Origin of the sequence: Acinetobacter sp. SFB (assembly GCF_001647545.1) — a bacterium.
Classification (GTDB): domain Bacteria; phylum Pseudomonadota; class Gammaproteobacteria; order Pseudomonadales; family Moraxellaceae; genus Acinetobacter.
Genome location: NZ_LSZH01000004.1, coordinates 20,645 through 32,859 on the forward strand (window position 1 = coordinate 20,645; position 12,215 = coordinate 32,859).

The following is a 12,215-nucleotide window of genomic DNA, read 5'->3' on the forward strand; positions in this document are numbered from 1 at the left end:
ATGCGGCAGAATATGCCGCATTGCAAGAATAGAATTTGATCAAATTCGATCAACTTTGCAACAAACGTTGCAGGTTTTTATAGTCTTCATTAAAGATCGGATCTTGTTCGCGAAGGCTCAAAACTTTCTCACAGGCATGCATCACGGTACTGTGATCGCGTCCCCCAAATGCCATGCCAATTTCCGGAAAACTATCGCCGGTCAATTCACGCGCCAACCCCATCGCAAGCTGACGAGGACGTGCATAAATACGGGTACGTTTCGGACCGACAATTTCTTTTAGCGGAATACGGAAATATTCACTGACCACTCGCTGAATATTTTCAGTACTGATGGTTCGGGCACGAATCGCGAGGACATCCTTTAACGATTCCCGGACGACTTCCAAATCAATCGCGGTGCCTTTAAAACGTGAAATAGCCACGACTTTATTGAGTGCACCTTCAAGTTCACGTACATTGGCAACAACCTGTTGTGCCACAAATAAAGCACAATTGCGCGGCAACTCCACCCCGATGTTTTCGGCTTTTTTCAGCAAGATTTCGATACGGGTTTCTATGTCCGGCGGTTCCACCCCCACAGACAAGCCCCAAGAAAAACGCGAAACCAGACGTGCATCCAGTTCAGTCAGTTCTTTAGGATAACGATCCGAAGTTAAAATGATTTGCTTCGATTCATCCAGCAAGGCATTAAACGTATAGAAAAACTCCACCAAACTGGCTTCTTTGCCGGCCAGCAAATGAATATCATCGACCAGCAACAAATCCAGCGAGCGACAATTTTTCTTAAATTCTTCAACCTTGCCCTGTTGCAATGAGCTGACAAAATCTTGCACAAAACTTTCGGCAGTCATATACATCACGCGCGCATTGGGTTTGGCTTGTAATAAAGCATTCCCCACTGCTTGCATTAAATGGGTTTTACCCAGACCTGTCGGGCCATATAAAAATAAAGGGTTATGTTGCGAAGCACCCAATTGGGTTAAAACTTTACGGCAGGTTTCCGCTGCCATCTGGTTCGAGCGACCTTCAACAAATAACGAAAAAGTAAATAGGGGATTCAATAAGCGCTTACGGCTATTTTTTGCGACGGATTCTTCTTTTTCCTTTCGCGGTCTAGCCATGGGTGTGGCAACGGATTGTAAAGCAGCAGTAGTGGTTGCAGGTTGTTCATTTGCAGACAGAATGGCACCAGGTCGGGAATCCACCAAAATTTCGACTTTACGCACCCGACCTTCAGACATTTGCTCTGCCAAGATCGTGATCAGCTCAAGATGATGTTCTTGAATATAACGGGTCCAATACGGATTCGGTGCATAAAGTTTTAATGTGTCGTTAAGCTCTTCGGCAACCAATGGGCGAATCCACATTGTAAAGACATTACCCGAAAGCTCTTGTCGCAAACGAGTTAAACAGTCTGTCCAAAGCATGTAAAACCCCTATTTATTCCATTAATTATAAAAAATCACTTTGAGCCCGACCAAGCGGGTCGCCATTCTATCGAAGTTATCCACATCTGTCATGGCAAAATTAAAGAAATATCACTTAAAAAAGCAAAATTCAGTCTAACTTTAAATTTAAATCATGATGTGGATAACCTTATCCGCAAGCTGTGGATAAAATATATCATAAAGTTATCCACAAATTAACCAGCTTATAAAAACATGGATATCCACAAGTTAACTTTATGTTTATAAAAATTAAAAATAGCTTTTCCACAGGAAAACGACTCCCTAATAGTAATAACTTTAAATTTATAAATTTGAATTTAATTATAAGAACCCTTGTGAATGGGGATAACTTTAAATATTTTTAAATTTAAATTCAAAAACCAGGAAAATAATCTTATCAACATTAAGTTGTGGATAATATTGTGAATATTTCTGTTTATAACTTATGTTGTATTATTAATCAACAACTTATATTGTGTGTAAAATTAAAACAATTTTTAGTGTAATAAAAAAACTCTATCTTCATCATTTTTTGAAAAAAAGCCCTTATTTTGAAAGAAAGTTTGTTTTTGATTGACAGCTCACTGAATGACCACTAAAATCGCGAACCTTCATAGAAGATCATTTTTGGAGTTTCAATATGAAACGTACATTCCAACCATCAGAATTAAAGCGTAAGCGTGTTCATGGTTTCCGTGCTCGTATGGCTACTAAAGCTGGTCGTCAAGTATTAGCTCGTCGTCGTGCAAAAGGTCGTCGTGACTTAACTGTTTAATTAGTTAAGTTATTACGATTTTGGGTGTCATGACACTTTATGGCTTCAGCACGGACGTACGTATACGCTGTGCTGCCGATTATAAAAGTGTGTTTGATGGTGCACTTTTTAAAGTGCACCAACCCCACTTCTTATTTTTGGCAAAAAATTCCGAGCAGCCTTCAAGCCGTTTGGGTATTGTTGTTGCCAAGAAAAAAGTGCGTCGCGCACATGAAAGAAATAGAGTAAAACGTCTTGCTCGCGAAAGTTTTCGCCTACATCAACAGCAATTAAATTTATTAGATATTGTGGTCATGCCTAAAGTCGGCATTGAAGCAATCCCTAATGCAGAATTGCAACAGCAATTACAATTTGCTTGGCAGAAATTGCAGCGCCTTGCCAATAAGCATAAAAAGATAGCTCCCTCCCCACAAAAGTAGAGAAGGCCAATGGTACGTTTACTGCATTGGTTGATTCGATTCTATCAGATCGCGATTAGTCCTTTATTGGGACCCCGCTGTCGTTATATTCCAACATGTTCTCAATATTCTTTAGAGGCAGTCCATCGTTATGGTGCTGTGCGTGGTGCGTGGTTAGCTACTAAACGTATTTGTCGTTGTCATCCTTGGGGTGGCTCGGGTTATGACCCTGTTCCCCCAAAAGCAATTCGTTTTATTTCATTTCAGCAAATGGATTCTCAAACGCTTCACGTTGCTGTACCCTTTCGTGATCGTTTATTGAACCGAAATCACTCTAACTACTTGGGATAATAGATATGCAACAATGGGCCAGGTTTGCAATTCTAGGGGCTATGTTTGTCGTCGCATATTTGCTTATTTTGGCTTGGCAAAAAGATTATGGTCATGCAGAGACTAAACCGCAGCAAGATGCTGCCGTAGTTTCGCATGAAGTATCTGCAGATTTGCCAAATGCTCAAACAGCTCCGGCAGCGTCTGACATGCCTCAAGCAAATATTGCCACTCAGCAAACTACAACAGATGCCACTGCACCTGTAAGTCAACAGCTTATTTCAGTACAAACTGACCTTTATCATCTGTGGATTAATCCTAAAGGTGGTGACATTGTTCGTATTGAATTGCTCAATCATGACAAAAATAAAGACAGCGATGAACCGTTTGTCATGCTGGAAAGTGATGCAAAACGTACTTACGTTGCTCAGTCTGGCTTGATTGGTTTAAATGGCCCGGACAGCAATCGTAATGGTCGTCCGGTGTATGAAGTTGAAAAAGCAAATTATACTTTGGCCGATGCTAAAGCTGAAGCAACCAAAAATGGTAAAGCGATTAAAGTTTTATCAGTACCTATGGTTTATAAAACGCCGGATGGTGTAGAAATCATCAAAACATTTACCTTTAAACAAGGTGAATACCCGATTATTGTGAACCATAAAGTTGTGAACCGTAGTGCTCAGAACTGGCAAGGTCAAATGTTTGGTCAAATCAAACGTGACAATTCGGATGATCCGGGTAAATCAGACCAAGGTATTTTCACACTCGGTACATTCTTGGGTGGGGCTTGGGGTACACCTGACGAACATTACAACAAGCTTAAATTTGCCAACTTCAATGAAGAAAAATTGAATGTTGAAGCGAAAGGCGGCTGGGTTGGTATTGTTCAACATTATTTCGTCAGTGCCTGGATTCCAGGAGATCTTAAACTGACGCAAGCCAATGGTCAGCCGTATAGTGCGAAACTGGAATCGCGTCAATCTACTGATAATATGAATATTATCGGTTTCACTTCACCGATGATCAATGTGCCTGCCGGAACTGCAGCTGAAGTGGATGCAACCTTCTATTCAGGTCCTAAAGTTCAGTCTGAACTGAAAGATCTGGCAATTGGTTTAAATCAAACTGTAGATTATGGCTGGTTATGGCCGATTGCTAAATTATTGTTCGTTGGCTTAGAGTTCTTCCACGGATTAGTGGGTAACTGGGGCTGGGCAATTATTTTATTGACTATCTTGGTGAAGTTAATTCTTTGGCCATTATCTGCTAAGAGCTACCGCTCTATGGCAAAAATGCGTGTCATTGCACCTGAAATGCAGCGTATGAAAGAAGAATTCGGTGAAGACCGTATGCGTTTCTCGCAAGAAATGATGGCACTGTACAAACGTGAACAAGTCAATCCGCTTGCAGGTTGTTTGCCACTGTTGATGCAAATGCCGATTTTTCTTGCACTGTACTGGGTATTGATGGAGTCAGTGGAACTGCGTCATGCACCGTGGTTAGGCTGGATTCAAGATTTATCTGCAATGGATCCTTGGTTTATCCTGCCGTTATTGATGGGCTTGACCATGTTTATCCAACAGTCTCTAAATCCGCAACCGGCTGATCCGATGCAGGCGAAAGTCTTCAAAATCATGCCGATTATCTTCACCGTATTTATGTTGTTCTTCCCTGCGGGCTTGGTAATGTACTGGATTGTCAACAACAGTATTACTATTTTGCAGCAAAGTTTGATCAACAAAGGTGTGGCGAAAGAACGCGAAAAACGTGACGTTGTTTAAGTAACGACTGATTGCGAAGAGCTGAATAAATCCGCTTAAGATGGTAATCTTAGGCGGATTTTTATTTGGCTGTGATTTGGGATTTTTTAGGTGAATTTTATGCAAAACCGAACAACGATTGCTGCAATTGCAACTCCGCCCGGCCGTGGTGGTGTGGGGGTGATTCGTCTGTCAGGTCCAAAATCCTATGCCATTGCAGAAGCCTTGACGCAAAAGGCTTTACCCAAAGCCCGCTTTGCCGGCTTTCGTCAGTTTTATGATGCAGCGGGTGAAGTCATGGATGAAGGTCTGGCGATTTGCTTTCCCAACCCCCACTCCTTTACCGGTGAAGATGTGGTGGAATTGCAGGGTCATGGTGGACCTGTGATTCAAAATGCCTTGCTGGGCCGTTTACTGGAACTGGGTGCAATTTCGGCCAAGGCGGGTGAGTTTTCCATGCGTGCCTTTGAAAATGGCAAGCTGGATCTGGTGCAAGCGGAAGCGATTGCCGATTTGATTGATGCAACCTCACAAGCAGCGGCACGTTCAGCAGTACGATCTTTGCAAGGGGCGTTCTCGACCCGAGTAAATAGCGTTTTAGAGAAACTGATTCATCTACGTTTGCATGTGGAAGCGGCGATTGATTTCCCGGAAGAGGAAATTGATTTTTTGGCGGATGGCAAAATTTTGGCTTTGCTTGAAGATGTGCAAAGCTCGGTGACTGAAGTTCAAAAGTCTGCCCGCCAAGGCCAGTTGTTGCGTGAAGGATTACAGGTGGTGATTGCCGGTAAACCGAATGCAGGTAAATCGTCCTTGTTGAATACTTTGGCCGGAAATGAGCGCGCCATCGTGACCGATATTGCCGGTACCACCCGTGATGTGCTACATGAAAAAATTATCTTAAATGGCTTGCCGATTACCCTGACCGATACCGCGGGTTTGCGTGAAACCGGCGATATTGTCGAGAAAGAAGGCATTCGCCGCGCGATTAAAGAAATTGAACAAGCCGATTTGTTGCTGTTGGTCTATGACTTAAGCCAAGGTGAAGATCCGTTACAACTGGCCCAAAACTATTTTCCAGATCATCTGGAACCCCGCCGTCTAATGCTGATTGCCAACAAGTGTGATTTAACTGGTGCAGCTGCGGAAATTGGCGATTATCAGGGTTTCCGTCACATTACCGTCTCTGCCAAGCAGGAAACTGGTGTTCAGTCGCTTATAGATGCGATTACAGCGCATGCAGGCTTTCAGCCAGAAGAAGATACCTTTATTGCCCGTACTCGTCATTTGGACGCAATGAAGCGTACACAGGTATATTTGGCAGAAGCGCATGAGCAGTTGGTGGTGTATCAAGCGGGCGAGTTAGTGGCGGAGTCTTTACGTCTGGCCCAAAATGCCTTGTCCGAGATTACCGGTGAATTTAGTGCGGATGATTTGTTAGGAAAAATTTTCGGATCGTTCTGTATTGGAAAATAATTTCAATTAATTTTAAAAAACCGCCTTCAAAGAAAGGCGGTTTTTTATGATGAAATTTTCTGACGCCAGAATAATAGCGCAAGACAGAGTAAACCCACGCCTATACAAAATCCTAAAACACCAAGAGTTAGACCAAAATGATCGGCTAAATAACCTACTGCAATAATCGGTACAATCGTGCCTAAGTAACCAATAAATAAATAGGTCGACATCACTGCCGCACGATTATCTGTCGTGGTCATCTGGTGAATTAGACCGAATGCTCCCATCAAGCCAAATCCATGTCCTACACCGACCAAGATATCGCTGATAAAGAACAAAATGCTCCACTGCATACTCATACATAAGCCGAGTAAAATAAAGCTTAGTACGAGCGTTATCAGTCCTAAATTCAGGCTTTTGCCAGCAGGAAGATTTTTAGCAAGAAATTGTACTAGGGCGGAAACCATTAAAATACTGGCAATGGCTGAACCACTGACCAAAGGCCCATGCCAGGGGATCAGGTCTTTCACAAAAGAGGGTGAAAGCGAGGCAAATAAACTAAAGGCCCCAAAAGCACTAAATGCAGTGAAACCGGCAATAAAGAACAAGGCTTGATGTTGCGCTGCTGGCATTTCTAAATGCGGTGCGATTGAAAAAGGTTGGACTTTAAATTGCCGAACTTTAACCAGAAATAAACCAAAAAAACATAAAATCGCAGCGGCAATAATCGGTAAATAAGGGGTAACTAAAGGCTGGCTAGAGAATTGGGCAATCAGCCCACCAATAAACGGCCCCAGTCCAAAACCAATCACGGTAATGATAGAACTTAATTGGGGTGCATTTTGCTTATGACTGTCTGGAATAGTGGTGATTAACCCAAGCATTGCAGAGGTGCTGATCAGTCCAGAGGCAATGCCAATCACAAAGCGACCTAATCCCAGCCAAAGTGCATTCGATGCAACAGATGAAAGCGCTAAACCCAATATGACAAACAGGATACCGGTTTGTAATGTACGTATAAAACCAAAACTGTTGCTGGTTCGACCTAAAAATAATAAGGTCGCCAGACAGCCGAACATATAGGCGACAAAGATATAAGTAATATGGCTGGGTAATAGATGCCACAGCTCTTGATAGATCGGATATAAGGGGCTAGCAAGCGCGGTTCCAATGGTTCCAATACAAAGTGCCAGGCTGACCATGAAAAAGGGTTGCCATGATTGTTGAGTCGTCATGTAGGGTCACAGAAACAGCCGCTAGATGATGTGGCAAATAGCGAATATTTACAGAAAAAAAGAAGAACTATAGATTAATTCTTATCAGGCTCAGAGGTCAATTTAGAAGATGTAAATCATTTAACTATAACGCTTTAATAATTTTAAAAATTCATCCAGTTGCTGCTCATTAATTTCAGTCTGTTCACCAAGCACATGATGTCGCAAATGTGATTCAACTAATTCATTCATCAGACCATTCACTGCGCCTTTAATGGCAGCGACTTGCTGTAATACCGTAATACATGAATGTTCAGGGCTGTTTAAAGCTTGCTCTACGGCGTTAATTTGCCCTTGTAAGCGTTTGACTCGATTCTGAATTTTCTTGTCTTGATGTAAATGACCCACCACTCTACTCCAAAAATAAATATACTATGGGGGAGTATATTTAAATATTAAGATTATGCAAAAGTCCGCATTGACCAGAACACACGCTCATTAGTTTGATGAAGGTAATCCCCTCGCCCAAAAACGTATTCTATGGGCCACTATTCTAACGGCAGTGATGATGCTATTAGAAGTGATTGGGGGATGGATTTACAACTCTATGGCATTGCTTGCAGATGGATGGCATATGAGTTCGCATATGCTGGCTTTGGGACTGGCTTATTTTGCCTATCGTTCTGCGCGCCATTATGCACACGATAGCCGTTTTAGTTTTGGCACCTGGAAAATTGAAATTTTAGCCGGATATAGCAGCGCGATCTTATTGATGGTGGTGGCGATATTTATGGCATTCCAATCAATAGAACGACTAATAAATCCCATAGATATTCACTATAACCAGGCCATTCCAATTGCAATTTTAGGCCTGGTAATTAATTTAATCTGCGCGTGGTTGCTGCATGATGACCATGACCATGACCATGACCATGACCATAACCATCACGAACATGAAAATGAGCACGCTCATGCACATCATGACTTAAACCAGAAAGCGGCATTTCTGCATGTTGTGGCAGATGCAGTGACTTCAGTATTTGCCATTATTGCGCTGTTTGCTGCAAAGTATTTAGATTGGCGTTTTCTGGATGCGCTGTTGGGGATTATCGGTTCAATTCTGGTGGCAAAATGGGCGATTGGCCTGATCAAGGAGACAGGAAAGACTTTACTCGATGCAGAGATGGATCATCCAGTCGTAGAAGAAATTCGGGAAGTGATTGCTGAATTTTCTCGGGTTGAAATTACCGACCTGCATGTCTGGAAAGTGGGTAAAGGAAAATTTTCCTGCATTTTGGCTTTAGCCACCGATTCTAATTTGACTGCAGATCAGGTTCGTGAAGCCTTATCCATTCATGATGAAATTGTGCATGTCTCGGTCGAAATAAATCCGCTATAAATCTGGTTAATGTTCCACGTGAAACTTAGATGAGTGAATATGTGTGCTTTGCGTAAAGGCATCTAAAATTTTAAGATTATCTGGCTGGTTTTTGAGTAGAATCAGCGGGAAAGATTTTTGAAGCAATGAGCAAAACAGATGATTAAAAAAACATTGGCATTCGCCTTGGTCAGTTTTATTTCCAGCTTAACTTTGGCAAATGTTGATACGGTTAAAATTAACCTGACCAAGCAACATCCTAAATTGAAGATAGAAAACATTCAAAACACCGAGATGAAAGGTATTTACAGCGGTTCAATGGATGGTCAAGTGGTGTATCTGGGGGAAGATGCGCAACACATTCTGGTGGGTTCCATGTACCGCTTAAGTGATCAGAAAAATTTGACCCAAGATTTAGTGCTTGAACAAAATAGTATTGACTGGAAAAAACTGCCCTTGCAGGATGCGGTAAAAAGTGTGCGAGGTAATGGTAAACGCCAGATCGCAATCTTTTCTGACCCAAATTGCCCGTATTGCAAACAACTTGAGGCTGAAATAAACAAGTTAAATGATGTCACCCTTTATACCTTTATTTATCCAATCAAAACCCAGTCTATTGCTGTTTCCAAACAGGTATTTTGTGAGAGAGATCCAGCTTTGGCCTGGTCAAATCTGATCAGCAAGGGGATTCAGCCGAGTTCTAAAAATACCTGTGCTAATCCGATTGAGCGTAATTTGAGTTTGGGCAAATCTTTAGGTTTAAATGGAACTCCCGCAATTGTTTTCTCTAGCGGTTTTAAAGTGATGGGTGTTCGTTCTGCGCAAGAAATTCAACAAATTTGGAAAGAATTAGGTTTATAAACCTAGTGCTTTTTCAATCGAAGCATAAAAAAAGCACCTGATGAGGTGCTTTTTTTAACGGTAACATTGATTATTTTAAAGCAACATTTAAAGGCGTGATTTTTTAGTTACCATGTTGTATATGAACAAAATAATGAGGGCACCGATTACGGATGCAATAAAGCCTGCTGCTGAGTTTTCATCATAGAGTCCGAGTAAACGTCCACCGTAAGTTGCCAATAAAGAACCGGCGATACCCAGCAAGGTGGTCACAATAAATCCTGACTTATCATTTCCAGGGTGAATAGCACGCGCAATTAAGCCTGCAATAAAACCTACTACGATGGCAACTATAAGTGTCCACATATGTCTTCTCCATTTATCGTTTATTTATATCTTTTCATTACGCTTTCATTTTTATAATTAATCATTTATGCAACATTCACCAGATGAGTCCTGCTAAAAACTGTTGCTTTTTTGTTTAGACACAAATACAGCGTATAAAAAAAGTGGCCTGTAGCCACTTTAAATATTAACGCTTTATATTAAAGACCAATTTCACCAATAAAGGGAATGTGACGATATTTCTGGTCATAGTCTAAGCCGTAACCGACAATAAACTTATCTTCTACTTCAAAGCCTAAAAATTTCACTTCAAGCTCAATTTCACGGCGTGAAGGTTTGCTGATTAAAGTACACAGTTCAATGGAATTCGGATTACGGGTGGTTAAAATTTCCAGAACTTTGCTGAGGGTATTGCCGGAGTCAATAATATCTTCAATAATGAGCACGTCTTTACCGCGAATTTCGCCGTCCAGATCTTTTAAAATTTTCACATCACGCGTTGAAACCGTACCGCCACCGTAACTTGATACCGTCATAAAGTCGAGTTCATGCGGTTTAGTAATTTCACGACATAAATCCGCCATAAAAATGATTGAACCACGCAGTAAACCAATTAGAACAAGTTCTTTGTCACTATTGGCATAGTGAGCATTAATTTTTGCACCAAGCTCTTTGACTTTAGCTTGAATGTCTTCAGCTGAGATCATTACGCTCATATGAACGGTCATGGGTAGATACCTAAAAGCAAATCAAAAAATAAAAAAGGTGTTGACCAGCAACACCTCAAAAGATGTTTTAATTTTAATACATCTGCCCAATAGATGCATCTTTTTTGCGCCTGAAAATGTATCAAGGCTTGATCTGTGGGGTATCGTGCTTAAGCAACACCGCACACGCCACGCCTATTCCAAGCAGTAGGAAAATCTTTTTATTGGATATTTTCGTGGTCTTGTTGTTTGACATATACCGGTTCTCCATAAATATAAGTTGCCTGGATATTACGATCATCACCCATGGTCATCAGGGCAAATAAAGCGTCTTCTATACCTTTAGTGCGTTGTTGACGCAGTGCCTGCAGGGCTGTGGCTTTTAAATCCAGCACAATAAAATCGGCTTCTTTACCCAGATTAAAGTTACCCAGTTTATCGTTCAGATCCAAGGCTTTGGCTCCACCCAAGGTGGCATGATACAGAGACTCAAATGCAGAGAGTTTATCGCCCTGAAGCTGTTGCACTTTGTAGGCTTCATTTAAGGTTTGCAGCTGGTTAAATGAAGTGCCAGCACCAATATCAGTGCCCAAGCCGACTTTAACCTGCTTTTCCCAGGTTTTTTTCAACGGAAATAGCCCACTGCCCAAGAACAGATTTGAGGTTGGACAAAAGGCAATCGCCGAGTTGGTCTGATGCATACAGTCCCATTCGGCATCTTCCAGATGAACGCAATGCGCAAAGACCGAGCGCTGCCCTGTTAGGCCATAATGGTGATACACATCCAGATAGCCTTGTTGTTCTGGAAATAGTTCTTTCACCCAGGCAATTTCATTCTTGTTTTCACTTAAATGGGTGTGTACATAAACTTCAGGATATTCCGCTTTTAACTGCCCCGCTTTGGCAAGTTGGTCAGGTGTAGACGTCGGTGCAAAACGTGGAGTAATCGCATACAGGTTACGCCCTTTACCATGCCATTTTTCAATCAGTGCTTTAGAGTCGTGATAAGAACTTTCTGCTGTGTCACAAAGATCATCAGGAGCATGGCGGTCCATCATTACCTTGCCGGCAATCAAACGCATTTGATGCTGTTCTGCAGCTTCAAATAATGCATCGACCGATTCAGCATGGACGGTACAAAACACCAAGGCGGTCGTGGTGCCGTTTTTCAATAATTGCTGAACAAAGAATTGCGCGATTTTGTCTGCATAGGCTTTGTCTTTAAATTGCAATTCCGTGGGAAAGGTATAGCTATTGAGCCATTCTAGAAGTTGTTCCCCATAGGCACCAACCATCTCGGTTTGCGGGAAATGAATATGCGTATCGATGAATCCCGGTACAATCAGTTGCTCAGGATAATGTTCAAAGGGCATATCTTGATTCAACAAATTCTGCCCGTCTTGCCATGTCCCAAACCAGGTGATTTTTCCCGCCTGGGTGATGAGCAAACCATCTTCAAGATAACGAACCGCTTGAGCAATATCGGCGGCTTGGGAAACAGTGTGTTGAAGATCAAGAAAGCGACCACGAACGGCACGTTGAGTCTGAAGAGAAGACATG

General features: G+C 41.9%; 12 protein-coding genes and 1 pseudogene. 7 read left to right on the top strand and 6 right to left on the bottom strand.

What is annotated here, in order from left to right; translation table 11 throughout:
• Window positions 1-49: 49 nt before the first annotated feature.
• Window positions 50-1,429 carry a chromosomal replication initiator protein DnaA gene (gene dnaA / locus AY606_RS04115; RefSeq protein WP_067865181.1) on the bottom strand — a complete coding sequence of 460 codons (1,380 nt, stop codon included), beginning with the start codon at window positions 1,427-1,429 and terminating at the stop codon, window positions 50-52.
• Window positions 1,430-2,090: 661 nt separating this feature from the next.
• Between dnaA and rpmH the strand changes: the two genes are divergently transcribed.
• From rpmH to mnmE, 5 genes are all read left to right on the top strand, one after another.
• Complete coding sequence (rpmH, locus tag AY606_RS04120) at window positions 2,091-2,225, top strand: 50S ribosomal protein L34 (RefSeq protein ID WP_067865183.1); 135 nt, start codon at window positions 2,091-2,093, stop codon at window positions 2,223-2,225.
• Between the two features lie 29 nt (window positions 2,226-2,254).
• The gene (gene rnpA, locus AY606_RS04125) at window positions 2,255-2,644 is read left to right on the top strand and encodes a ribonuclease P protein component (RefSeq protein WP_067865185.1); all 390 of its coding nucleotides are present in this window, start codon (window positions 2,255-2,257) and stop codon (window positions 2,642-2,644) included.
• A 9-nt stretch (window positions 2,645-2,653) separates the two neighbouring features.
• On the top strand, window positions 2,654-2,974 hold the full coding sequence (gene yidD / locus AY606_RS04130) for a membrane protein insertion efficiency factor YidD (protein WP_067865188.1): 321 nt from the start codon (window positions 2,654-2,656) through the stop codon (window positions 2,972-2,974).
• A gap of 5 nt (window positions 2,975-2,979) precedes the next feature.
• A complete protein-coding gene (gene yidC, locus AY606_RS04135) occupies window positions 2,980-4,734 on the top strand; it encodes a membrane protein insertase YidC (protein WP_067865191.1) in 1,755 nt (584 codons plus the stop codon).
• A gap of 99 nt (window positions 4,735-4,833) precedes the next feature.
• Window positions 4,834-6,189, top strand: a complete 1,356-nt coding sequence (gene mnmE, locus AY606_RS04140) for a tRNA uridine-5-carboxymethylaminomethyl(34) synthesis GTPase MnmE (RefSeq protein WP_067865194.1) — start codon at window positions 4,834-4,836, stop codon at window positions 6,187-6,189.
• A 44-nt stretch (window positions 6,190-6,233) separates the two neighbouring features.
• On the opposite strand, the gene AY606_RS04145 is transcribed toward mnmE, so the two are convergent.
• Together AY606_RS04145 and AY606_RS04150 are read right to left on the bottom strand one after the other, a co-directional pair.
• Entirely contained in the window at window positions 6,234-7,406 is a 1,173-nt protein-coding gene (locus AY606_RS04145) for an MFS transporter (protein WP_502692106.1), read from the bottom strand.
• A gap of 120 nt (window positions 7,407-7,526) precedes the next feature.
• The gene (locus AY606_RS04150) at window positions 7,527-7,793 is read right to left on the bottom strand and encodes a metal/formaldehyde-sensitive transcriptional repressor (RefSeq protein ID WP_067865200.1); all 267 of its coding nucleotides are present in this window, start codon (window positions 7,791-7,793) and stop codon (window positions 7,527-7,529) included.
• 55 nt (window positions 7,794-7,848) lie between these two features.
• On the opposite strand from AY606_RS04150, the pseudogene dmeF reads away from it, so the two are divergent.
• A pseudogene (gene dmeF / locus AY606_RS04155) lies at window positions 7,849-8,813 on the top strand (CDF family Co(II)/Ni(II) efflux transporter DmeF).
• A 109-nt stretch (window positions 8,814-8,922) separates the two neighbouring features.
• Window positions 8,923-9,624 carry a DsbC family protein gene (locus AY606_RS04160; protein WP_067865203.1) on the top strand — a complete coding sequence of 234 codons (702 nt, stop codon included), beginning with the start codon at window positions 8,923-8,925 and terminating at the stop codon, window positions 9,622-9,624.
• 87 nt (window positions 9,625-9,711) lie between these two features.
• Here AY606_RS04160 and AY606_RS04165 read toward each other — a convergent pair whose 3' ends face one another.
• The 3 genes from AY606_RS04165 to guaD form a co-directional block, all read right to left on the bottom strand.
• Entirely contained in the window at window positions 9,712-9,969 is a 258-nt protein-coding gene (locus AY606_RS04165; protein ID WP_067865206.1) for a GlsB/YeaQ/YmgE family stress response membrane protein, read from the bottom strand.
• Window positions 9,970-10,148: 179 nt separating this feature from the next.
• Window positions 10,149-10,676 carry a hypoxanthine phosphoribosyltransferase gene (hpt, locus tag AY606_RS04170; protein ID WP_067865208.1) on the bottom strand — a complete coding sequence of 176 codons (528 nt, stop codon included), beginning with the start codon at window positions 10,674-10,676 and terminating at the stop codon, window positions 10,149-10,151.
• Window positions 10,677-10,876: 200 nt separating this feature from the next.
• Window positions 10,877-12,214 carry a guanine deaminase gene (guaD, locus tag AY606_RS04180; protein WP_067865211.1) on the bottom strand — a complete coding sequence of 446 codons (1,338 nt, stop codon included), beginning with the start codon at window positions 12,212-12,214 and terminating at the stop codon, window positions 10,877-10,879.
• Between the last annotated feature and the right edge of the window lies 1 nt (window position 12,215).